This window comes from Streptomyces lincolnensis (assembly GCF_001685355.1).
Classification (GTDB): domain Bacteria; phylum Actinomycetota; class Actinomycetes; order Streptomycetales; family Streptomycetaceae; genus Streptomyces; species Streptomyces lincolnensis.
In genome coordinates this window covers 2,383,052-2,405,137 of record NZ_CP016438.1, presented here as the reverse complement: position 1 = coordinate 2,405,137, position 22,086 = coordinate 2,383,052, and the positions used below count along the sequence as shown (strand labels likewise).

Below are 22,086 nucleotides of genomic sequence, written 5' to 3'. Positions count from 1 at the left end.
CGCGATCGCTGGCAGACTCGGAGCATGTTGGAGACCTCGGCACGGCTGCTGCGTCTGCTCTCGCTGCTCCAGGCCCACCGCGAATGGTCCGGCGCCGCCCTGGCGGAGCGCCTCGACGTCACCCCGCGCACGATCCGCCGGGACGTGGACCGGCTGCGGGAGCTTGGCTATCCCGTCAACGCCAGTCCGGGCACCGGCGGCGGCTACCAGCTGGGCGCGGGCGCCGAGCTGCCCCCGCTGCTGCTGGACGACGACGAGGCCGTGGCCGTCGCCGTGGGGCTGCGCACGGCCGCCGGACAGGGCGTCGACGGCATCGGGGAGACCTCGGTGCGGGCCCTCGCCAAGCTGGAGCAGGTCCTGCCGGGCCGGCTGCGCCGCCGGGTGAGCGCCCTGAACGCCTTCACGGTGCCGATGCTGCGCGGCCCGCTGCCCTCGGCCGCCGACCCGGCCGTCCTCACCGAACTGGCCAACCTGTGCCGGGACGCCGAGCGCCTGCGCTTCGAGTACCGGGACCACGAGGGCACCCCCACCCGCCGTACCGTCGAACCGCACCGCCTGGTGTGCAGCGAGCGCCGCTGGTACCTGGTGGCCTGGGACCTCGACCGCGCCGACTGGCGTACCTTCCGCGTCGACCGCATCACGCCCAAGCCGCCGCACGGGCCGCGCTTCGCCCCGCGCACACCGCCCGCCCAGGACCTGGCCGCCTATGTCTCCCAGGGCGTCTCCACCCGCGTGTACGCCGCGCACGCCGTCGTCCGGCTGTTCGCGTCCGTCGAGGAGGCCGCCGAGCGGATCTCGCCGACCGCGGGGACGCTCGAACCCGACGGTCCGGACACCTGCATCCTGCGTACCGGCGCCGGGAGCCTCGACGTGATGGTGATCCACGTGATGCTGCTGGGCTTCGAGTTCGAGGTGCTGGAGCCGGCCGAGCTGACCGAGGCGATCGGGACGGCTAGTGGCCGCCTCGCTCGCGCGCTTGCTCGCTCTTCGGCTCGGGCTGCGGAGCCTGTGCCGCGTACTCCGGATGGTGCAGGTCGAACGCCGGGGACTCCGAGCGGACCCGGGGCAGCGTCGTGAAGTTGTGCCGCGGCGGCGGGCAGGCGGTCGCCCACTCCAGGGACCGGCCGAAGCCCCACGGGTCGTCGACGTCGACCTTCTTGCCGTACTTCGCGGTCTTCCAGACGTTGTAGAGGAACGGCAGTGTGGAGATGCCGAGCAGGAACGCGCCGATCGTCGACAGCGTGTTGAGCGCGGTGAAGCCGTCGGCGGCGAGGTAGTCGGCGTACCGGCGGGGCATGCCCTCCGCGCCCAGCCAGTGCTGCACCAGGAACGTGGTGTGGAAGCCGACGAACAGCGTCCAGAACTGGATCTTGCCCAGCCGCTCGTCGAGCATCTTCCCGGTGAACTTGGGCCACCAGAAGTAGAACCCGGCGAAGGTCGCGAAGACGACCGTGCCGAAGACGACGTAGTGGAAGTGCGCGACCACGAAGTAGGTGTCGGTGACGTGGAAGTCCAGCGGCGGCGACGCCAGGATCACCCCGGTCAGGCCGCCGAACAGGAACGACACCAGGAAGCCGACCGCCCACAGCATCGGCGTCTCGAAGGACAGCGAGCCCTTGAGCATGGTGCCGGTCCAGTTGAAGAACTTCACCCCCGTGGGCACCGCGATCAGGAAGCTCATGAAGGAGAAGAACGGCAGCAGCACCGCGCCGGTCGCGAACATGTGGTGCGCCCAGACGACCACCGACAGGCCGGTGATCGACATCGTCGCCGCGACCAGTGTCAGATAACCGAAGATCGGCTTCCGGCTGAAGACCGGAATGATCTCCGTGATGATGCCGAAGAACGGCAGCGCGATGATGTACACCTCGGGATGCCCGAAGAACCAGAACAGGTGCTGCCACAGGATCGCCCCGCCGTTGGCCGCGTCGAAGACCTGTGAGCCGAACCGCCGGTCCGCCTCCAGCACCAGCAGGGCCGCCGCCAGCACCGGGAACGCCAGCAGGATCAGGATCGACGTGAACAGCGTGTTCCAGACGAAGATCGGCATCCGGAACATCGTCATGCCGGGGGCGCGCATCCCGATGATCGTGGTGATGAAGTTGACCGCGCCGAGGATCGTGCCGAAGCCGGAGAGCGCCAGGCCCATGATCCACAGGTCGGGGCCGACACCGGGGGAGTGCGCGGAGTCGTTGAGCGGCGCGTAGGCGAACCAGCCGAAGGCGGCCGGACCCGAGGGCACCAGCAGCGAGCCGAGCACGATCAGACCGCCGAAGAGGAACAGCCAGTACGACAACATGTTCAGCCGCGGGAAGGCCACGTCCGGGGCGCCGATCTGCAACGGCATCAGCTCGTTGGCGAATCCGGCGAAGCTCGGGGTCGCGAACAGCAGCAGCATGATCGTGCCGTGCATGGTGAACAGCTGGTTGAACTGCTGGTTGTCCACCAGTTGCAGTCCCGGCCGGGCCAGTTCGGCGCGCATCAGCAGTGCCATGACCCCGGCGATCAGGAAGAACCCGAACGACGTGATCAGGTAGAGATGCCCGATCTTCTTGTGGTCGGTGGTGGTCAGCCAGTCGACGACCACACTGCCGTGCCGCTTGCCCGGCACGTGCTCCGCCGTCGCCTGCGCGGTCTGCGTCCCCATCGCTCGCCCCTTCGCTCGTCGCGCCCGGGCCCCCGAAGCCCGCGCCACGCGTACCCGCGAGCCCACGCCATGATGCTCGCGCCGCCGCGCACTCCGACAGGGGGCGTACGGGGGATCTGTGCCGCGCCCGTGTATTCCCTATGTGGCGTCAGTTCCCACCGACCCGTGCGGAATCGGCCGGAGAAAGGGTCCCGGGGCGGTTCTCCCGGGAACTTTCCGCCGGGCTATTCCGTGGGCCGGTGCGACACGCGGGAATTGCGTTCGATTCCCTGCGGAAGGACCAGCGAACCGCTCGTACGTGTGACTGGTATTGCCCGAAACGCGTGTCGTGATTCTGTGACAGAAGCGTGACCGGCGAGGGACGTGTGACGCGGGGTACGGGGCCGGACTTCCCCGGTCGACGGACAGGGCCTAGCGTGGGCACATGGCACCCATTCCGACACCTCCCGCCGAACCCGACGACAATCCCGACAGCTACGTCGGTCTGGATTCCGATGGCGCCGAACGGCTGGCGCGCGAGCGGGGGTGGTCGGCGGTGCGCTCGCTGCCGCCGGGGGCCATCATCACGATGGAGTACCGCGTGGGACGGCTGAACTTCGAGGTGAAGGACGGCCGGGTGGCCCGCGCCTGGAAGGGCTGACCGCGCCCCTGACACGGGCGACGGCCCCGGTTCCTCGAAGGGGACCGGGGCCGTCGTCGTCGCGGGGCGGTTGTGCGTACCGAACCCCACTGTCCAGTGTGTGCCCGCCGCCCGTCAGCCGCCCGCCAGGGGGCGGGGCGTGGAGGCCGCGCTCCGCACGACGCGGTCCGGGTGCGGTGGGCGGCGGCTGCCGGCCGGAGTGACCGGGGTGCGCTCCGAGCGGGGTGTGTGCGGGCCGGGGGCCAGGTAGACCGGCGCCGCCCGGGGCGAGCGGGCCGCGGTCTCGTTCTGGGGTGCGGTGCGCGGCTTGAGCCGCACCGGAGTCTCCACGGGGGACAGCGGAGACCGGGCGGGGGCGCCGCGGCGGGCGCGCCAGCGGTCGCGCAGATCGAAGATCGCGGCCTCGGCCCGGTCGATCAGCGGCTCGAACCAGGGCAGCGCCAGCAGGATCAGCAGACCCGCGGCCCAGCCGAGGAGCACGTCGCTGAGCCAGTGCGTACCGAGATAGACGGTGGCCATGCCGACACCGAGCGAGACCACCGCGGACAGGGCGGACAGCCAGCGGCGCGCCTGCGGGGTGGAGGCCAGATACGCCAGGATCCCCCAGGTCACCACCGCGTTCGCGGTGTGGCCGCTGGGAAATATATCGCCGCCCAGACCCATCTCGTTCGAGCCGATGGTGGTCGCGTAGTGCGGACCGAGTCTGCCCATGCCGTACTTGGCGGCGCCGACCGTGATGTTGAGCAGCAGCAGTGAGGCGCCCAGGGTCAGCAGGGGGCGCAGGGTGTGCTGTCTCCAGGAGCGCCAGCCGAGCCAGGCCGAGACCATCACCGCGGTCGGGCCGCGCTGGCCGAGCACCACGTAGTAGTCGACGAACCAGTGGATCTCCGACCACTGCTGGTACGGGCGGAAGAACATGACCTGCCAGTCCAGACGGACCAGCCAGGACGTGATCACGACGGCCCACACGATCGCCAGATAGAAGGCCAGGGTCGCCAGGAGCAGCACGACCCGGTGCCGGCTCATCTTCGGCACATCGATGTGGGCCGGTCGTTCCGGCTCACGGTCCAGCCTCGCGAACACCCGGTCCAGACGGGTGAGCTTTCGTTCGGTACGCACCCAATCGACGTTACAGCGAGTGAGCGCAGTTCCCGGTCGAATCCACGGCTTTGTGATGACGATGTGATGTGGGATTCCTCTCAGGGAGAGGTTTATTTCCGAGGAATCCCTAATGCTGGAGGACGGTGCCCTTCAATTCCTTTGATCGTTTCGGGTGACGGTTTTAAGTGGCTTATGAATTCGTTCACCGAATCATGGGCTGGAATTATCCGGACGCTCACCGGCGTTCACCGGCGCTCCGGAGTGGATCATGGCGGACCCGAGCCGTTCAGCCAGAACGCCCCGTAGAGCGCCGCCGCGACGGCGATCACGCCCAGCACCGCCGCCGACCTGGACCGACGCAGTCGGGCGAGGGCCAGGGCGAGGGGCAGCAGCAAGGGGAAGGCCGGCAGCAGGAGGCGCGGTTTCGAGCCGAAGTAGCTCGACGCGCACAGCGCGAGGACGGTGACGACTCCCGCGTACACGAGAAGCGGCAGCGGCTGGCCCTGCCGTACACAGACGACGTACAGCCAGACGACCAGCCCCACGCCGATGATCAGGCCGACGCCCGCCAGCGCCGACGGGAACGACGTGAACTTGTCGGCGACGAACCGGGCGAAGGCCTGGCCGCCGTCGAAGCCGTTGCGCCAGCCGGCCTGGACGTCGAGATAGCCGAGCGGGCCCTTGCCGGTGTGATGGCCGACCCACAGGACGTAGGCGGCGGCGCCCAGGGGGGCGAGGGCCATGCCGAGGGCGCGGCGGGCGGTGGCGTGCGGGGTGTGCCGGTCGCGCAGGTGGGCGGCGATCGCCGCCGCCCACAGGGCCGCGACCACCGCGAGCCCCACCGGTCGGGTCAGACCGGCCAGGGCGGCCAGGACGCCCGCGGTCACCCAGCGGCCGGTGAGGACCGCGTACAGCGACCAGGCGGCCAGGGCGGTGAACAGGGACTCGCTGTACGCCATGGACTGCACGATCCCGACGGGCAGCACGGCCCACAGCAGGACCGCGCAGACGCCGGCCCGACGGCCGTGGACATGATCGGCGACCGCGAAGATCCCCCAGGCCGCCGCCAGGGAGGCGACGAGGGAGACCACGAAGCCCGCGTCGGCGTACGACAGCGGGGTCGCCCTGGCCAGCAGCCGCTCCAGCCAGGGCAGGAGCGGGAAGAAGGCGAGATTGGAGTGCACGTCGCCGTTCGGCAGGCGCACCTCGTAGCCGTAGCCGAGTTCGGCGACCCTCGTGTACCACAGGGCGTCCCAGCGGGCCGTCAGCAAGGTGTACGCGCTCTTGTCGCGCGCCGCGCTCCACAGGGCCAGCGTCAGCAGCCCCAGGGCACGGACGGCCGCGTACCCGAGGAGGGCGGGGGCCGCCCGGCGCAGGGCCGTGGCGCCGGGTGTCGGGCGCGTCGCAAGATCGGTCACGGGCCCGATTATCGACCGCGGGGTGAAACGCCGGGTCCGGCGGGGCGGGTGCGCGGGGGAGGGAAGTGGCGTACGCCACACGTGTTCCGTCCGAAGTCTGAGAGGTCCGCCACTCGGCTCCGGCGCGAACTCGCGTACGCTGACGTGTCACTCGCATTTGCTGCGCGGGCCGGGGACCACCGCTCCTCTCCGGCCGAGTCGCGGGGAGTCCCCACCCCGTGAGCCCGCCGAACGCGAGGGAACATCTGGGAGGTACGTACATGTCCGGGACGACCACGGCCGCCGTCGGGCTGCGCCGTCGGGCGGCCGGGGCCGGTGCCAACCGCTGGGTCGTCCTCGTCGTCCTCTGTGTCAGCCTGCTCCTGGTCGCCGTGGACGCGACCGTGCTGCACGTCGCGGTGCCCGCCGTCACCGAGGACCTCAGGCCCGGCGCGATAGAGCTGCTCTGGATCGTCGACGTCTACCCCCTCGTCTGCGCCTCGCTGCTGATCCTGTTCGGCACGCTCGGCGATCGCGTCGGCCGCAGACGCGTCCTGCTGCTGGGATACGCGCTGTTCGGCGTCGCCTCCGCCATGGCGGCCCTCGCCGACACCGCCCAGGTGCTGATCGTGGCGCGGGCGCTGCTCGGCGTCGGCGGCGCGATGATCATGCCCGCGACCCTGTCCATCCTCCGCCAGGTCTTTCCCGACCGGCGTGAACGGGCGCTCGCGATAGGCATCTGGAGCGCGGTGGCCGCGGTCGGCGCGGCCGTCGGACCGCTGCTCGGCGGCTTCCTGCTGGAGCACTTCTGGTGGGGCTCGGTCTTCCTCGTCAACATCCCGCTCATGATCGTCAGCCTCCCGATCGGCCGACTTCTGCTGCCCGAGTCCAAGGGCGACCGGAACGGCCCGTGGGACGTGATCGGGGCACTGATGGCGGCGGCCGGCCTGTTCGCCCTGGTGCTGGGCGTGAAGCGGCTCGGCAGCGGCGACCTGGACGTGTTCTCCGTGGTGCCGCTGCTGGTGGGCGCGGTACTGGTCTTCTTCTTCGTCCGGCGTCAACGGCGGCTGAAGCATCCCCTGGTGGACCTGCGGATGTTCGCCCGGCCGGCGTTCAGCACGTCGGTGGGGTGCATCGTGCTGGCGATGCTCGCGCTGGTGGGCCTGGAACTGATCGCGGCGCAGTACCTCCAGCTGGTGCTGGGCCTGTCCCCGCTGGAGACCGGTCTACGGCTGCTGCCGCTGACCGTCGCGGCGATGGGCGCCGGTCTGGCGGGCGCGCGGATGCTGCGGCGGTTCGGGCCGCGGCGGATGGTGAGCCTCGGCTTCTGCCTGACCGCGGTGGCCGTGGTGCTGCTGACCGCGATGGGCGGCGAGGACAACACGGGCCTGCTGCTGTGCGGCTTCGTCCTGCTGGGCTTCGGCCTGGAGACGACCCTGTTCGGGGCCTACGAGTCGATGCTGAGCGAGGCCCCGCCGGAGCAGGCGGGCGGCGCGGCCGCGATCGGCGAGACCTCCTACCAGCTGGGCGCGGGCATCGGCATCGCCCTGCTCGGCAGCGTGATGAACGCGGCGTACACGCCCGGACTCAGCTCCGTGCCCGGGGTCCCCGCGTCCGCGTCCGCGGCGGCGGGGCATTCGCTGGGGGAGGCCTACGAGATCGCCGACCGGCTCGGCGGGCCCGCCGGAGTCACCCTGCGCCGCACCGCCCAGGAGTGCTTCGTGCACGGGCTGCATGTGACGCTGCTGGTCAGCGCGGGCCTGCTGCTGCTGGGCGCGGTGATGGCGCTGCGGCTGCCGCGCACCATGCAGTGCGGCGACGAGGAGGCCGGGCCCGTGGAGCTTCCCTCGCCCAGGGAAGTCAGCGAATCCCGCGTCTCGGCCTGACATCGGTCCCTCTGGACGTGCGGAAGACTGCACCGTAACGTCGGCCCCGGAGTCGTAACTAGCGGTGCTAGTTTTCGAGTTCTCTGTCCGTTCCACGGCCGTTGCCCGGCCGTTCCCTGCCGGAGGGTGCCCCATGTCCGCGTCCACGAAGCCGCCCCCCTTCGACCCCGCCGACCCCCTCGGGATCGACGACCTGCTGGAGCCGGAGGACCTGGCGATCCGGCAGACCGTGCGGGACTGGGCCGCGGACCGGGTGCTGCCGTATGTCGCCGAGTGGTACGAGACGGGCGAACTGCCCGGCATCAGGGAGCTCGCGCGTGAACTCGGCGGGATCGGCGCGCTCGGCATGTCGCTCACCGGATACGGCTGTGCCGGCGCCAGCGCGGTGCAGTACGGGCTGGCCTGCCTGGAGCTGGAGGCCGCCGACTCCGGGATCCGCTCCCTGGTCTCCGTGCAGGGCTCCCTCGCCATGTACGCCATCCACCGGTTCGGCTCCGAGGAGCAGAAGCGGGCCTGGCTGCCGCGCATGGCGGCCGGTGAGGTCATCGGCTGCTTCGGGCTGACCGAGCCGGACCACGGCTCCGACCCCGCCGCCATGCGGACGTACGCCAAGAAGGACGGCACGGACTGGGTCCTGAACGGGCGCAAGATGTGGATCACCAACGGTTCCGTCGCCGGGGTGGCCGTCGTGTGGGCGCAGACCGACGAGGGGATCCGCGGCTTCGTCGTCCCCACCGACAGCCCCGGCTTCTCCGCCCCGGAGATCAAGCACAAGTGGTCGCTGCGGGCGAGTGTCACCAGCGAGCTCGTGCTCGACGACGTACGGCTGCCCGCCGACGCCGTGCTGCCGGAGGTCGTCGGGCTGAAGGGACCGCTCAGCTGTCTCTCCCACGCCCGCTACGGAATCGTCTGGGGCGCGATGGGAGCGGCGCGGTCCTGTTTCGAGACCGCGGTCGACTACGCGAAGTCACGGGAGCAGTTCGGGCGGCCGATCGGCGGCTTCCAGCTCACCCAGGCCAAGCTCGCCGACATGGCGGTCGAACTGCACAAGGGGATTCTGCTCGCCCACCATCTGGGGCGGCGCATGGACGCCGGCCGCCTGCGTCCCGAGCAGGTCAGCTTCGGCAAGCTCAACAACGTCCGCGAGGCCATCGACATCTGCCGTACGGCCCGCACGATCCTCGGTGCCAACGGGATCTCGCTCGAATACCCGGTGATGCGGCACGCGACCAACCTCGAGTCGGTGCTCACCTATGAGGGCACCGTCGAGATGCACCAGCTGGTGCTGGGCAAGGCGCTCACCGGACTCGACGCGTTCCGGTAAAGCCTCTCGGTGGACCCTGCGCGGGGGCAGGGCCGGTGAGCGGCCCTGCCTCAGCTCTGGTTGAAGAAGCCGTCCGAGCGGTGCGCGGCCGGGTCGCCGTTCACGATCTCGGTGTTGGAGGGGGTCAGCAGGAACACCCGGGTGGAGACCCGCTCGATCGAACCACGCAGGCCGAAGATCAGCCCGGCCGCGAAGTCGACGACCCGCTTGGCGTCGCCGGCCTCCATGGCCGTGAGGTTCATGATGACCGGGACGCCGTCCCGGAACAGCTCACCGATGGCACGGGCGTCCCGGAAGCTGTCCGGCGTGACCGTGCCGATCCGACGCCCCTTCTCCTCCGCCACGTCCGAGGCCACCTTGACCCGCGGGTCGGTGACCCAGGCCTCCCCGGGCTCGGCCCCTTCGGAGTAGTCGTCGTCGTAGTAACGCTCGTCATCGTTGTCGTCAACGAGGCCCAGCCAGGCACTCGCCTTGCGCACCGATCCCATGGACGCCTCCTCTCACAGCGGTCTTTCTTGCTTTCCGCATCCCTATGGTCATCCATGATGCGGACGTCGCGCCAAGTGGATAGACGCCGCGCGGGGGGTTTGTGACGGTACTGGTGCACAGCGGATTCGTACAGAGTCCATGTGTCCCAAGGGTCGTGTCGTAAACAGCTGCTGACTGTGAGTGAAATATGATTCTTCACGGCGTATGGGTGATGGGCGGTGCGTACGGGTGAACGAAGCGCCGGTACGATGCCGCAGCTCAGCGCAGTTCAACGACGCACGCACCACGGGGGGATGTCGTGTTCGGAATGGTCAGACCCTGTTCACACAGGCTGGGCCGGAGCCTCAAGGACCAGTGGATGGCGCATTTGTGCGGGCTGTGCCTCGCGCTGCGCACGGACCACGGTCAGTTCGCTCGGGTCGTGACGAACTATGACGGGCTGCTGATATCGGTTTTGACGGAGGCTCAGGCGGAAAAACCCGGCGGCGGACGCCGTACGGCGGGACCCTGCCCGTTGCGGGGAATGCGCACCGCCTCCGTCGCGCACGGCGAGGGGGCGCGGCTCGCGGCGGCCGTCTCGCTGGTGCTCGCCTCGGCCAAGGTGCGTGACCATGTCGCCGACGGGGACGGGGTGCTGGCCCGCCGGCCGGTGGCACTCGCCGCCCGGCGGATCGCCACGAGCTGGGGGCGGGCCGGGGGGCGCACCGGTCTCGACGTCGGGTTCGACACGGCCGTCCTGGTCGACGCCGTGGACCGGCAGCTCGGCATCGAGACGCTCGCCGGGCCCGGAACACCCCTGCTGACGGTCACCGAGCCGACCGAGACCGCGACCGCCGCGGCCTTCGCGCACACCGCGCTGCTGGCCGGACGGCCGGGCAACGCTCAGCCGCTCGCCGAGGCCGGACGCCTCTTCGGGCGGCTCGCGCACCTCCTGGACGCCGTGGAGGACAGGGAGGCCGACGCCGTGTCGGGCGCCTGGAATCCCCTCGCGGCGACCGGTACGTCCTTGGCGCAGGCCCGGCGGCTCGCCGACGACGCCCTGCACGGGATCCGGCTCGCGCTGCGCGAGGCCGAGTTCACGGACGCGGGGCTCGCCCATCTGCTGCTCGTGCACGAGCTGCGGCGCTCGGTGGACCGGGCGTTCGGCACCGTGCCGGTGTGCGCCTCCCACCAGCACGGTCCGTACGACCCCTCCGGGCAGCCGCCGCAACAGCCGTACACGGGCGGGAATCCGTACGCCGGCGGGAACCCCTTCGCGGGCGGTGGGGGAGCGCCGGGTGATGGCGGGGGTGGTGGATTCGGCGGGTTCGGGGGCGGGCCCGCACCCCAGCCGCCCAGGGGACGGCGCGGGTTCTGGGCCGGTTGCGGGATGTTCTGGCTGCTGTGCTGCACCTGCAAGCTGTGCTGTGCCAAGGAGTACGAGGGTCCGTGGTCCCGCAAGAAGCGCGAGGGCGTCTGCCGTGACTGCGACGACGGGTGCGACTGCTGCTGCGACTGCTGTTAGGGCGGCCGGACGTCACTGGTTCTTCAGTTCCGGTGGGGAGATCTCGGACTTGGTGAGTGCCGAGCCCGTCGTGTTCCACTTCTTCAGGATGTCGGCGTACGTCCCGTCCGCGATCAGTGTGTTCACCGCGGCCTGGAAGGCGGGGGCCAGTTTCGTGCCCTTCTTGAAGGCGAAGCCGACGTCGAGGCGGTGGAACTCGCCCAGGAACTTCAGGCCCTCCTGGTGGGCGACGGCGTAGCGCAGGCCGTTGATCGTGGACATCACGATGTCGCTGCGGCCCTGTTGGAGCGAGGACCAGACGGCGCTCTGCTCGCTGTAGGTCTGCACCTCGTAGGCCTTCTCGCCGGCGTCGGCGCACAGGTGCCTGTTCTTCTCCAGGGTGGCCTCGAAGGTGGTGCCCGCGCCGGTCGCGACCTTCAGGCCGCACAGCTGCCGGAGGTCGGTCACCTTGGCCTGCTTGCTGTCCTGGCGGACGGCGAAGCCCTGGCCGTCGTTGATGTAGGTGACGAAGTCGATCGTCCTGCGGCGCTCGTCGGTGACGCCGAAGTTGCCGACACCGAGGTCGTACCTGCCGCTGTCGAGGGCGGGCAGGATCGCCTCGAAGCTCGCTTGTTCCGTCGTGAGGTGGAGGCCGAGGACCTTGGCGACGGCGTTCGCGAAGTCGACGTCCTGGCCGGCCAGGGTCTTGCCGTCGTCCAGGATCGAGGTGCCGGGCGGCTGGCCGGAGACGCTGACGGCGAGGGTGAGGGTTCTGGTACCGGCGGGCAGCAGTCCGGCCGCCGTCTCGTCCTTCTTGACGGCGGAGACGACGTCCGTGGTGGGGATCCCCTCCGACCGGGACGAGGCGTTGACCGCGTCCGTGCCGGAACCGCACCCGGTCAGCAGCAGAGTGCCCGCGGTGATGAGGGCGAAGGGGATGAAGAGGGCGTTTCGGGCACGCATGGGCGTACGCATGGCGGGGCGGTCTCCTGGGAGCGAGAAAGCGCTGGGTGAGGGGAGGGCGCGTGTGAAGGCGAAGCAGGAGAGAACGGGGGGAGAACAGGGAAGCGGTGAGAACGCGAAAGGCGCCCTACGGAATCAGGGCGCGCAGCGGGGTCGGCTCAACAGGAGGAGGACCACACGCGACCGAAGTCGATGTGGGAGCGCTTGACCAGCCACTGCTGTGGATGCATGGGGCAAGTGGAACAGGCATCCGGTGGTGCGTCAACCGAGTTGAGACGTACGGCTCACAGTATGGACAGCCTTGACAGGTCCGGGAAACACACCCGTAGTCTCCAAGGGCGGCCCTGCTGAGGGGCTCGGCCGCATCCGTGTGAAGGCACCCGTCCGAGTTCTTCTTCTGACTCGATGTCACGGAGCCCTCGCATGTCCTCCGACACCCTCGCCAAAGCCCCCGCCGCGCCGGACACACCGGAACACGCGGACTCCTTGCGGATCGTCCCGCAGCGCCGCCTCGGCCAGTGGGCGGCGGCCCTCGCCGTCCTGACGCTCCTCGGCCTCGCGCTCACCTCGGTGCTGCGCAACGAGGCGTTCCGGTGGGGCGTCGTCGCCGACTACTTCACCTCGGACGCCGTGCTGCGCGGCCTGTGGCTCACCCTGTGGCTGACCGCGGTCGTGATGGTGCTCGGCTTCGCGCTCGGCACCCTCCTCGCGGCCGCCCGGATCTCCACCAACCCCGTGCTCAGAAGCGTCAGTTGGGGATACGTCTGGCTGTTCCGGTCGATCCCGATCCTGGTGCAGCTGCTCCTCTGGTTCAACATCGGGGCGCTGTACCCGCAGATCCTCGGGGTGCGGACGGTCGACCTGCTCGGGCCGGTCACCGTCGCGGTCATCGGCCTCACCCTGCACGAGGCCGCGTACGCCGCCGAGATCGTGCGCGGCGGGATCCTCTCCGTCGACCGGGGCCAGATCGAGGCGGCCCAGGCGCTGGGTCTGAGCCGGTGGCGGCGATGGCGGCGGATCGTGCTCCCGCAGGCGATGCGCTCCATCGTGCCGCCCGCCGGGAACCTGCTGATCGGCACCCTGAAGGGCACCTCCATTGTCAGCGTCATCGCCGTGCAGGACCTGCTCTACTCGGTGCAGCTCGTCTACCACCGCACCTACCAGGTCATCCCGCTGCTGATGGTGGCCACCGTCTGGTACACCGTCGTGACCTCGGTGCTCGGCGTCGGCCAGTACTACGTGGAGAAGCACTACGCGCGAGGCTCCGGGAGCGCCCGATGAGGTCCTCTCTCGTCATCGTCGGGGCCGGACCGCGGGGGACCGGACTGATCGAGCGGATCGCCGCCAACGCGCCGGAGCTGTACGCCGGTTCGGGGCTCGACGTGCATCTGGTGGACCCGCACCGGCCCGGCGCCGGGCGGATCTGGCGGCAGGCGCAGTCACCACTGCTGTGGATGAACTCGCACGCCGAGGACATCACCATGTTCACCGACGAGACGGTGCCGATGGAGGGGCCGGTGCGGCCCGGACCCACGCTGCACGAGTGGGCCGCCGTCGACGGCCGCACCTTCGCCGATCGCCCGACGCAGGGCGCCTATCTCAGGTGGGTGCACGACCGGGCGGTGGCCGCCCTGCCTGCGTCGGTGACCGTCCATCACCATCCCCGCCGCGCCCTGCGCGTGAGCGGTCCCCGCGAGGGCCGCCAGCAGGTGTGGCTGGAGGACCGACCGCGCCCCCTCCTCGCCGACCTCGTCGTCCTCGCCCTCGGCCACCTGGACGCCGAACTCGACGAGCAGCAGGCCGGCCTGGCCGCCTACGCCCGTGAGCACGACCTCGTCCATCTGCCGCCGGACTTCACCGCCGACAGCGATCTGTCCCCGCTCGCCCCCGGCGAGCCCGTCCTGGTCCGCGGCTTCGGGCTGGCCTTCGTCGACCTGATGGTGCTGCTCACCGAGGGGCGCGGCGGGCGGTACGAGGGGGACACCTATGTGCCCTCGGGACGGGAACCGGTGCTGTACGTCGGATCGCGGCGCGGAGTGCCGTACCACTCGAAGATCGGCTACGACTGGACCGGTGAACGGCCGCCGCTGCCGCGGTACTTCGGGCCCGCCGAGGTCGACGCGCTGCTCGCCCGGCCGGGGTTCCACTTCGGGCGGGACGTGTGGCCGCTGATCGAGAAGGAGCTCGGGTTCGCGCACTACCACCGGCTGTTCACGGTCCACCCCGAGCGGACGACCCTGTCCTGGAGCGTCTTCGAGGAGAAGTACGCGGCCGCCGAGGATCCGGCCGGGCGGGCCGCCCTGGTCGCGTCCGCCGTGCCCGACCCCGCCGACCGGCTCGACCTCGCCGCGCTCGACCGGCCGCTGGACGGGGTGCGATACGGGTCCTTCGAGGCGTTCCAGGAGGGGATGCGCGGATACGTCGAGCGGGACCTGAACCGACGTCATGATCCGTCGTACAGCCCGGACCTGGCGGTCTTCCTCGGGCTGCTGTCCGTCTACGGCCAGCTGGTCCGGCTCGGGGACATCGGGCCCTGGTGGCACGGCTTCTTCAGCTACCTCGCCTCCGGGCCGCCCGGCCCCCGGCTGCGGCAGATGCAGGCACTGTCCCGGGCGGGCCTGCTGAACTTCGTCGGCGCCGACATGACCGTCACCGCCGAGGACGGCGTGTTCCGGGCGGCGAGCGCCACCGTGCCGGGGGCGGTCGTCGAGGCCCGGGCGCTGGTCGAGGCGCGGCTGCCGGAACCCACGGTCGCACGGGCCCGCGACCCCCTGCTGCGGCGGCTGCACGCCGACGGGGCCGCCGAGACGCCCGAGGGGCTGCTCAGGGTGGACCCCGACGACGGGCGGATCCTCGACCGGTCGGGCCGGCCGCACCCCCGGCGGTTCGCGCTCGGGCCCTACACCGACGGCCGTACCCCCGGCGCCTTCACCCGGCCGCGCACCGGCGGGCCGGCCTTCCGGCAGAACGACGCCACGGCACGGGCCGCGCTGGTGTTCATCAGCGCGCTCGCCCGCCGCGCGGCCGCCTGACCCCCTCCACGGCTAAGGAAGTCCATCGATGACTGTCATGGTCGACATCAGGTCCGTCCACCTCGCCGACGCGACCGACGCCTGTCCGCGGCACGCGCGCACGCGGGCGTTCCTCTCGAAGGTGCTGTGATGCTGCATCTGGCCGCCGCCCTCGACCAGCCGTCCGTCCACGACGCCGACCCCTATGTGGCCCTCGCGCGCCTCGCCGAGCACGGCGGCCTCGACTTCGTGACGCTGGACGACACCTTCGCCCGCCCGGGGCCCGACGCGCTCTCGGTGCTGTCCCGGATCGCGCCCACCACCGGCCGGATCGGCCTGGTCCCCACCGTCACCACCACGCACACCGAGCCCTTCCATGTGCAGGCCGCCGTCGCGACCCTCGACTGGGTCAGCCGCGGCCGGGCCGGCTGGCGGATCGAGGTGTCGAGGACCGAGGGCGAGGCCCGCCTCTTCGGCCGCCGGCACTCGGCGCCGGCCGACGCGCTGTGGCAGGAGGCCGATGAAGTCGCCGACGTGGCCGCCAGGTTGTGGGACAGCTGGGAGGACGACGCCGAGATCCGGGACGAGGCCACCGGCCGCTTCATCGACCGGGACAAGCTCCACCACGTCGACTTCACCGGCTCCGCCTTCTCGGTCAGGGGGCCGTCGATCGTGCCGCGTCCCCCGCAGGGCCACCCCGTCCGCGTGATCGACGCCACCGACGGGCCCGCCCGGCGGACCGCGGGCCGTCACGCCGACGTGGCGCTCGTGCGGGCCGCGAGCTCCGCGCAGGCCACCGCCGTACGGGACCAACTGCGGCGGTACGCCGCCGAGTCCGGGCGGGATCCGGACGAGCTGCGTGTCCTGGCGAGCCTGGTCGTCGACCTCGGCGACGGGGAGTACGCGGCCGAGCCGGGCCACGGCGGGGGCGGCCCCCGGCCGACCGCGTGGGGCCCGCTGTACCGGGGCGGCCCCGTCGACCTCGCCGAGCTGATCACCTCCTGGTACCAGGAGGGCACGGTCGACGGCTTCCATCTCGTCCCCACCGAACCCCGCCGTGACCTGGAACGTCTCGTCAACGGCACGGTGGCGCTGCTGCAACACCGGGGACTGTTCCGCACCTTCTACCCGGGCAGCACGCTCCGGGAGCATCTGGGCCTCGCCCGGCCCGCCAACCAGTACGCGGGGGAGACCTCATGACCAGGCGGATGCATCTCGCGGCGCACTTTCCCGGCGTCAACAACACCACCGTCTGGGCCGATCCGCGCTCGCGGTCGCAGATCGAGTTCTCCTCCTTCGAGCACCTGGCCCGCACCGCCGAACGCGGGCTGTTCGACTTCTTCTTCCTCGCCGAGGGACTGCGGCTGCGCGAACACAAGGGCCGTGTCCACGACCTGGACGTGGTGGGGCGGCCCGAGTCCCTCACCGTGCTGAACGCGCTCGCCGCCGTCACCGACCGGCTCGGCCTCGCCGCCACGGTCAACGCCACCTTCAACGAGCCGTACGAACTCGCTCGCAGGCTCGCCACGTCGGACCACCTCAGCGGGGGCCGGGCGGCGTGGAACGTGGTGACCTCCTCGGATGCCTTCACCGGCGAGAACTTCCGGCGCGGCGGCTACCTCGACCGGGCGGACCGGTACTCACGCGCCGCCGAATTCGTGGCCACGGCACGGGAGTTGTGGGACTCCTGGACTCCGGACGGCGTGCCCCGGCCCTTCGCGCACCGGGGACGGCACTTCGACATCGCGGGCGAGTTCGGTCTGCCGCGCTCCCCGCAGGGGCACCCGGTCGTCATCCAGGCCGGCGACTCCGACGAGGGACGCGAGTTCGCGGCCTCCACGGCCGACGTGGTCTTCACCCGGCACAGTTCGCTGGAGGAGGGCCGGGCCTTCTCCGCCGATGTGAAGCGGCGCCTGGCGCGATACGGCCGTACGCCCGCCGACCTGAAGATCATGCCCGGCGTCGGCGTCGTCCTCGGCGACACCGCCGCCGAGGCCCGGGAGAAGGCCGCCGTGATCCGACGGCAGCAGACGTCCCCGCAGACCGCGATCCTCACGCTGGAGCAGATCTGGGGCGTCGATCTGTCCTCCTACGACCCGGACGGCCCCCTTCCCGACATCGACCCGGTGGCCGAGCCGTCACTCACCCGGGGGCGGACGCGGCGCGGTGACACGGTCGCGATCGCCGAGAAGTGGCGGGCCCTGTCCCGGGAGAAGGGGCTGTCGATCCGGCAGACCGTGATCGAGGCGGGTGGCCGACAGTCCTTCGTCGGCACCCCGGCGGCGGTCGCGGCCGAGATGGAGGAGTTCGTCCGGCAGGACGCCGCCGACGGCTTCATCCTCGTCCCGCACCTCACCCCGGGCGGACTCGACGAGTTCGTGGACCAGGTGGTGCCGCTGCTCCAGGAGCGCGGAGTGTTCCGCACCGAGTACCGGGGCACCACCCTGCGCTCGCATCTAGGGCTCTCGGAACCACCTCGTCTGCCCCTTTCCTCCGCCCCGTAAGACGCCGACGGCACGCCGACGGCCGAAAGGCGCTCTTGCGCCGACCGGTCGTTCGGCCGAATACTCCCCCTCAGCGCTTGTCAGGGGCACGGCGTGTTCGGAATCCGGGCACTCCTGAACCCCTGGCTGCGCCTCACGGGCCCCACCCCACGAGGGCCCCCTACTTCCCCTGTGGAGGAACGAAAAGTGAGGATCAAGCGCACCACTCCCCGTAGCGGTATCTCCAGACGGACCCGGCTGATCGCCGTTTCCACCGGCCTCGTGGCCGCCGCCGCGATCGCGGTCCCCAGCGCGAACGCGTCCGACACCCCCAGCACCTTCAGTGCCGCCGAGCTCAAGAGCGCCGGCGGCTCCGTGCTGAAGGCGGACATCCCGGGTACCGCCTGGGCCGTCGACAGCAAGACCAACCGTGTCGTCGTCACCGCCGACAGCACGGTCTCCCAGGCCGAGATCGCGAAGATCAAGGAGCAGGCGGGCGGCAACGCCGACGCGCTCACGATCAAGCGCACGCCCGGCAAGTTCAGCAAGTTCATCCAGGGCGGCGACGCCATCTATGCGAGTAGCTGGCGCTGCTCCCTCGGCTTCAACGTCCAGAACAGCAGCGGCCAGCAGTTCTTCCTGACCGCCGGTCACTGCACCGACGGCGCGGGCACCTGGTACTCCAACTCCGGCCGCACCACGGTCATCGGCTCGACCACCGGCTCCAGCTTCCCGGGCAACGACTACGGCATCGTGCGCTACTCCGGCTCCGTCAGCCGGCCCGGCACCGCGAACGGCGTGGACATCACCCGCGCGGCCACGCCCAGCGTGGGCACCACCGTCATCCGCGACGGCTCCACCACCGGTACGCACAGCGGCCGGGTCACCGCTCTCAACGTGAGCGTCAACTACGGCGGCGGCGACGTCGTCGGCGGCCTGATCCAGACCACCGTCTGCGCCGAGCCCGGCGACTCCGGCGGTTCGCTCTACGGCAGCAACGGCACCGCCTACGGTCTGACCTCCGGCGGCAGCGGCAACTGCTCCTCCGGCGGTACGACCTTCTTCCAGCCGGTCACCGAGGCCCTCAGCGCCTACGGCGTCAGCATCTACTGACCGGGCCCGCCGAACCCCGGGCCGTATCCGCCCCACACGGACGGCCCTGATCCGCGCAGCCGGCAGCACGGCGAACCACCGTTGAACACGAGCCCCCGCACGCAACCGTCGTGCGGGGGCTCGCCCTTGTCCGGGCCACGGAGTTACCGTCGTATGAGGCCTTGATGCACCTCTGATGCGCCCACTTCGGACCCTGGGGGCCGTGATGGTCGAGGAGCTGGTGGCGGCGGGAGTGACGCTCGTGTCCGCCGGAGCGGTCTATGTGATGGCGGCGGCGCGGGTCGTCAAACAGTACGAACGAGGCGTGGTGTTCCGGCTCGGCCGGCTGCGGTCCGACGTGCGCGGACCGGGCTTCACGATGATCGTTCCGGGCATCGACAAGCTCCGCAAGGTGAACATGCAGATCGTCACGATGCCGGTGCCGGCCCAGGAGGGCATCACCCGGGACAACGTGACCGTACGGGTGGACGCGGTCGTCTACTTCAAGGTGACCGGGCCGGCCGAGGCGGTCGTACGGGTGGAGGACTACCGGTTCGCGGTCTCCCAGATGGCGCAGACCTCGCTGCGGTCCATCATCGGCAAGAGCGACCTGGACGATCTGCTGTCCGACCGCGAGAAGCTCAACCAGGGCCTGGAGCTGATGATCGACAGCCCCGCGGTGGAGTGGGGCGTCACCATCGACCGCGTCGAGATCAAGGACGTGTCGCTGCCCGAGACGATGAAGCGCTCGATGGCCCGGCAGGCGGAGGCGGACCGCGAGCGGCGGGCCCGGGTCATCAACGCCGACGCCGAGCTCCAGGCGTCGAAGAAGCTCGCCGAGGCCGCCAAGGAGATGTCCGAGCAGCCCGCCGCGCTCCAGCTGCGGCTGCTCCAGACGGTCGTGGCGGTCGCCGCCGAGAAGAACTCGACGCTCGTCCTGCCGTTCCCGGTGGAGCTGCTGCGGTTCCTGGAGAGGGCGCAGCAGGGGTACGCGCCGCCGCAGCAGCAGTCACAGCAACCGGTGCAGGAGCAACTTCCGTCCCGGGCTCCTCACGCGGATCCGGCCTCCGAGGGGTCGATTTCAAGACAGGACTAGACCTCACGGTAAGTTCTTTGGTTACCCGCGCGTAGCATTTGCGGATCGAATTCGCCCGAAATGACTGTACGCGGTCAAGGTAGGGGGGCGTGCAACCGCGTTCTACGCGCGTCCGGAAGTCGACCTTGTGCGCCCCCTGTGGGGTTCGGAAGAGTGGTCGCTCGTCAACCAGCCTTCCGGTTCGCGAGGTCCCCACAACCTCGACGGGCCGACCCCCCACAGGAGGACGCGAGTTGAAGCACCGACGCATACCCAGGCGACGGGCGGCCATGGCAGGTGCGGGTATCGCCGCACTGATCGCCGGGGCAGTCACTTTGCAGACCGCGAACGCGAGCGAGCCGGCCGCGACCCCGGCGCTCAAGACACTGTCGGTACAGGCGGCCGGAAATCTCGCCTCGACGCTCGGCAAGGAACTCGGCGCGGACGCGGCGGGTACGTTCTACGACGCGAAGGCCCGGAGTCTCGTGGTCAACGTGCTCGACGAGAGCGCGGCGAAGACCGTCGAGGCGGCCGGCGCCAAGGCGAGAATCGTCGAGAACTCCCTCGCCGAGCTGAAGGGTGCCCGCGGCACGCTCAAGCAGGACGCCAGCATCCCGGGCACCGCCTGGGCGACCGACCCGACGACCAACAAGGTCGTCGTCACCGCCGACCGCACGGTCTCCGACGCCGAGTGGGCCAAGCTCACCAAGGTCGTCGACGGCCTCGGCGCCAAGGCCGAACTCCAGCGCACCAAGGGGGAGTTCAAGCCCTTCGTCGCCGGCGGTGACGCGATCACCGACGGCAGTGGGCGCTGCTCGCTCGGCTTCAACGTGGTCAAGGGCGGCGAGCCGTTCTTCCTCACGGCCGGTCACTGCACCGAGTCCATCTCCACCTGGTCGGCAGGCGGCACCGAGATCGGCACCAACGAGGTGTCCAGCTTCCCGGACAACGACTACGGGCTGGTCAAGTACACCGCGGAGGTGGCCCACCCGAGCGAGGTGAACCTCTACAACGGGTCCACCCAGAAGATCACGGGTGCCGCCGCGGCCACCGTCGGCATGAAGGTGACCCGCAGCGGGTCCACGACCCAGGTGCACAGCGGGACGGTCACCGGTCTGGACGCCACCGTGAACTACGGCAGCGGCGACATCGTCAACGGCCTGATCCAGACCGACGTCTGCGCCGAGCCCGGTGACAGCGGTGGGTCGCTCTTCTCGGGCAGCAACGCGATCGGACTCACGTCCGGCGGCAGCGGTGACTGCACCTCCGGCGGGGAGACCTTCTTCCAGCCGGTGACCGAGGCGCTGTCGGCGACCGGTACCCAGATCGGCTGACGCTTTTCGGTTCCGCGAGATCCCGCCCCGCGCGCGAGGGGCGGGATTTTCGTTTGCCACCCGCTCGTCTGCCACCCGCTCGCCGTGAAGGGGGGCGGGAGCGGTACGCGGGCTACGGAGTCCGGGGCGGCAGGTCCTCGCCCCGCTCCCCGCGTCTCGTCCGCAGCGCCGCCGCCAGCAGGGTGATCGCGACCCCCGCGACCGCCCAGGCCGACAGGACCAGCAGGGAGCCGGTCATGTCGTTGCCCTTGAAGTAGGCGAGGGAGCGGGCCGACCAGGTGCCGGCGCCGGGGGGCAGGGCGGGGCCGATGTCCTTCCAGAAGGTGGGCAGGAGCGGCGGCGGAAGGGCGCCGCCCGCGCTCGGGTTGCCCAGGATCACCACGAGCAGGATGACCAGGCCGATGCCGGCGAGTCCGAAGACGCCCTGGAAGGCGAGGGTGGCCGCGCCGACCGCGAAGATGATCAGGGCTCCGAGCCCCCAGAAGGCCAGGAGGCTGCCCGGCAGGGCGTCCAGGACCGGCCCGACGATCAGCGCGCCGCCGAGCCCGCCGACGACCGCGACGAGCGCCATGGCGGCCAGGCGGATCACCGCACGGCGGGGAGTGGAGCGGCCGGCGCCCGAGCTGATCGTCATGATCGAGGCGCACAGGTAGCCGCCGACGCACCAGCCCACGGTCACGTAGAAGGAGGAGAGACCGTTGGCGTCCTGGGTGTCGGCCGGGGCCACGTCGACGATGCGTGCCGTGCGCCCCTCGGACTTCTCCAGGGTGGCGGTGAGTGTCTCCAGGGTGGTGGCCAGTACCTTCCCGCCGCCGGTGGCGACCAGGAGCGTGTCGGTGGTGCCGGCCGGATCGATGACCAGGGCGCCGTCGATCTCCCGGTTCATGATCTGCTTCCGCGCCGTGGCCGGGTCGGCCACCGCCCGCGGATCCAGCGGCTTCCCGGGCAGCCGCTCCAGCCGGGTCACCGCCTGCTGGGCGGCGGCCTGGGGTGCGACGACCCCGAAGGGCACGTCCTTCGGCTTCGGATCGTGCAGTGCCCCCACGTAGGAGGCGATGAAGAGCAGATGGAGGGCGACCACGCCGATGACCAGCAACGTGGCCCGCGGGGTGACGGCGTCCTTCACCTCGTCGCGGAAGGAGGTCGGTGCCATGCCCTCAC

17 protein-coding genes and 1 pseudogene are annotated in these 22,086 nt (G+C 70.8%); 12 read left to right on the top strand and 6 right to left on the bottom strand.

Annotated elements, in window-relative coordinates; translation table 11 throughout:
- Positions 1 to 24 precede the first annotated feature (24 nt).
- On the top strand, positions 25 to 1,077 hold the full coding sequence (locus SLINC_RS45790) for a helix-turn-helix transcriptional regulator (protein WP_079164485.1): 1,053 nt from the start codon (positions 25 to 27) through the stop codon (positions 1,075 to 1,077).
- On the opposite strand, the pseudogene ctaD reads toward SLINC_RS45790, so the two are convergent.
- Positions 974 to 2,647: pseudogene (gene ctaD / locus SLINC_RS10610) on the bottom strand (aa3-type cytochrome oxidase subunit I); the annotation flags it as partial. The gene SLINC_RS45790 and the pseudogene ctaD sit on opposite strands and share 104 nt — an antisense overlap.
- 424 nt (positions 2,648 to 3,071) lie before the next feature.
- On the opposite strand from ctaD, the gene SLINC_RS10605 reads away from it, so the two are divergent.
- Positions 3,072 to 3,287, top strand: a complete 216-nt coding sequence (locus SLINC_RS10605) for an I78 family peptidase inhibitor (protein WP_067429874.1) — start codon at positions 3,072 to 3,074, stop codon at positions 3,285 to 3,287.
- 114 nt (positions 3,288 to 3,401) lie between these two features.
- Here SLINC_RS10605 and SLINC_RS10600 read toward each other — a convergent pair whose 3' ends face one another.
- Both SLINC_RS10600 and SLINC_RS10595 read right to left on the bottom strand, forming a co-directional pair.
- A complete protein-coding gene (locus SLINC_RS10600) occupies positions 3,402 to 4,406 on the bottom strand; it encodes a phosphatase PAP2 family protein (RefSeq protein WP_067429871.1) in 1,005 nt (334 codons plus the stop codon).
- A 248-nt stretch (positions 4,407 to 4,654) separates the two neighbouring features.
- Positions 4,655 to 5,806 carry a mannosyltransferase family protein gene (locus SLINC_RS10595; protein ID WP_067429867.1) on the bottom strand — a complete coding sequence of 384 codons (1,152 nt, stop codon included), beginning with the start codon at positions 5,804 to 5,806 and terminating at the stop codon, positions 4,655 to 4,657.
- Between the two features lie 260 nt (positions 5,807 to 6,066).
- On the opposite strand from SLINC_RS10595, the gene SLINC_RS10590 reads away from it, so the two are divergent.
- Complete coding sequence (locus SLINC_RS10590; RefSeq protein WP_067429864.1) at positions 6,067 to 7,671, top strand: MFS transporter; 1,605 nt, start codon at positions 6,067 to 6,069, stop codon at positions 7,669 to 7,671.
- 133 nt (positions 7,672 to 7,804) lie between these two features.
- Positions 7,805 to 8,995, top strand: a complete 1,191-nt coding sequence (locus SLINC_RS10585; protein ID WP_067429861.1) for an acyl-CoA dehydrogenase family protein — start codon at positions 7,805 to 7,807, stop codon at positions 8,993 to 8,995.
- Positions 8,996 to 9,045: 50 nt separating this feature from the next.
- Here the strand turns inward: SLINC_RS10585 and SLINC_RS10580 are convergent, their stop codons facing one another.
- A complete protein-coding gene (locus SLINC_RS10580; protein ID WP_067429855.1) occupies positions 9,046 to 9,483 on the bottom strand; it encodes a cell division protein SepF in 438 nt (145 codons plus the stop codon).
- Positions 9,484 to 9,791: 308 nt separating this feature from the next.
- Between SLINC_RS10580 and SLINC_RS10575 the strand changes: the two genes are divergently transcribed.
- Positions 9,792 to 10,988 carry a DUF5685 family protein gene (locus tag SLINC_RS10575; RefSeq protein ID WP_220472917.1) on the top strand — a complete coding sequence of 399 codons (1,197 nt, stop codon included), beginning with the start codon at positions 9,792 to 9,794 and terminating at the stop codon, positions 10,986 to 10,988.
- 12 nt (positions 10,989 to 11,000) lie between these two features.
- Here SLINC_RS10575 and SLINC_RS10570 read toward each other — a convergent pair whose 3' ends face one another.
- A complete protein-coding gene (locus tag SLINC_RS10570) occupies positions 11,001 to 11,942 on the bottom strand; it encodes an ABC transporter substrate-binding protein (protein ID WP_067429851.1) in 942 nt (313 codons plus the stop codon).
- 411 nt (positions 11,943 to 12,353) lie between these two features.
- Between SLINC_RS10570 and SLINC_RS10565 the strand changes: the two genes are divergently transcribed.
- The 7 genes from SLINC_RS10565 (at position 12,354) to SLINC_RS10535 (ending at position 20,925) form a co-directional block, all read left to right on the top strand.
- Complete coding sequence (locus tag SLINC_RS10565; RefSeq protein WP_067429849.1) at positions 12,354 to 13,211, top strand: amino acid ABC transporter permease; 858 nt, start codon at positions 12,354 to 12,356, stop codon at positions 13,209 to 13,211.
- The gene (locus tag SLINC_RS10560; RefSeq protein ID WP_067429847.1) at positions 13,208 to 14,962 is read left to right on the top strand and encodes an FAD/NAD(P)-binding protein; all 1,755 of its coding nucleotides are present in this window, start codon (positions 13,208 to 13,210) and stop codon (positions 14,960 to 14,962) included. The genes SLINC_RS10565 and SLINC_RS10560 overlap by 4 nt, the downstream gene beginning before the upstream one ends.
- A gap of 129 nt (positions 14,963 to 15,091) precedes the next feature.
- Entirely contained in the window at positions 15,092 to 16,141 is a 1,050-nt protein-coding gene (locus SLINC_RS10555; protein ID WP_067429844.1) for an LLM class flavin-dependent oxidoreductase, read from the top strand.
- Positions 16,138 to 17,445 (top strand): NtaA/DmoA family FMN-dependent monooxygenase, encoded by a 1,308-nt coding sequence (locus tag SLINC_RS10550; RefSeq protein ID WP_067429843.1) that lies wholly within the window; start codon positions 16,138 to 16,140, stop codon positions 17,443 to 17,445. The genes SLINC_RS10555 and SLINC_RS10550 overlap by 4 nt, the downstream gene beginning before the upstream one ends.
- Before the next feature lie 186 nt (positions 17,446 to 17,631).
- Positions 17,632 to 18,537: a S1 family peptidase gene (locus tag SLINC_RS10545; protein ID WP_067429842.1), complete on the top strand. Its 906-nt coding sequence runs from the start codon at positions 17,632 to 17,634 to the stop codon at positions 18,535 to 18,537.
- A 205-nt stretch (positions 18,538 to 18,742) separates the two neighbouring features.
- Positions 18,743 to 19,612 (top strand): slipin family protein, encoded by an 870-nt coding sequence (locus tag SLINC_RS10540; protein WP_067445202.1) that lies wholly within the window; start codon positions 18,743 to 18,745, stop codon positions 19,610 to 19,612.
- Between the two features lie 233 nt (positions 19,613 to 19,845).
- Positions 19,846 to 20,925, top strand: a complete 1,080-nt coding sequence (locus SLINC_RS10535; protein ID WP_079164483.1) for a S1 family peptidase — start codon at positions 19,846 to 19,848, stop codon at positions 20,923 to 20,925.
- 112 nt (positions 20,926 to 21,037) lie between these two features.
- Here the strand turns inward: SLINC_RS10535 and SLINC_RS10530 are convergent, their stop codons facing one another.
- Positions 21,038 to 22,078, bottom strand: a complete 1,041-nt coding sequence (locus SLINC_RS10530; protein ID WP_067429835.1) for an ABC-2 transporter permease — start codon at positions 22,076 to 22,078, stop codon at positions 21,038 to 21,040.
- Positions 22,079 to 22,086 lie beyond the last annotated feature (8 nt).

What these genes read in the sequence shown, in the direction of transcription:
- SLINC_RS10580 (WP_067429855.1), bottom strand. Translation starts at nt 9,483, where the DNA reads ATGGGATCGGTGCGCAAGGCGAGTGCCTGGCTGGGCCTCGTTGACGAC.
- SLINC_RS10585 (WP_067429861.1), top strand. Translation starts at nt 7,805, where the DNA reads ATGTCCGCGTCCACGAAGCCGCCCCCCTTCGACCCCGCCGACCCCCTC.
- SLINC_RS10565 (WP_067429849.1), top strand. Translation starts at nt 12,354, where the DNA reads ATGTCCTCCGACACCCTCGCCAAAGCCCCCGCCGCGCCGGACACACCG.
- SLINC_RS10540 (WP_067445202.1), top strand. Translation starts at nt 18,743, where the DNA reads ATGGTCGAGGAGCTGGTGGCGGCGGGAGTGACGCTCGTGTCCGCCGGA.
- SLINC_RS10590 (WP_067429864.1), top strand. Translation starts at nt 6,067, where the DNA reads ATGTCCGGGACGACCACGGCCGCCGTCGGGCTGCGCCGTCGGGCGGCC.
- SLINC_RS10560 (WP_067429847.1), top strand. Translation starts at nt 13,208, where the DNA reads ATGAGGTCCTCTCTCGTCATCGTCGGGGCCGGACCGCGGGGGACCGGA.
- SLINC_RS10530 (WP_067429835.1), bottom strand. Translation starts at nt 22,078, where the DNA reads ATGGCACCGACCTCCTTCCGCGACGAGGTGAAGGACGCCGTCACCCCG.
- SLINC_RS45790 (WP_079164485.1), top strand. Translation starts at nt 25, where the DNA reads ATGTTGGAGACCTCGGCACGGCTGCTGCGTCTGCTCTCGCTGCTCCAG.
- SLINC_RS10550 (WP_067429843.1), top strand. Translation starts at nt 16,138, where the DNA reads ATGACCAGGCGGATGCATCTCGCGGCGCACTTTCCCGGCGTCAACAAC.
- SLINC_RS10575 (WP_220472917.1), top strand. Translation starts at nt 9,792, where the DNA reads ATGGTCAGACCCTGTTCACACAGGCTGGGCCGGAGCCTCAAGGACCAG.
- SLINC_RS10605 (WP_067429874.1), top strand. Translation starts at nt 3,072, where the DNA reads ATGGCACCCATTCCGACACCTCCCGCCGAACCCGACGACAATCCCGAC.
- SLINC_RS10555 (WP_067429844.1), top strand. Translation starts at nt 15,092, where the DNA reads ATGCTGCATCTGGCCGCCGCCCTCGACCAGCCGTCCGTCCACGACGCC.
- SLINC_RS10570 (WP_067429851.1), bottom strand. Translation starts at nt 11,942, where the DNA reads ATGCGTACGCCCATGCGTGCCCGAAACGCCCTCTTCATCCCCTTCGCC.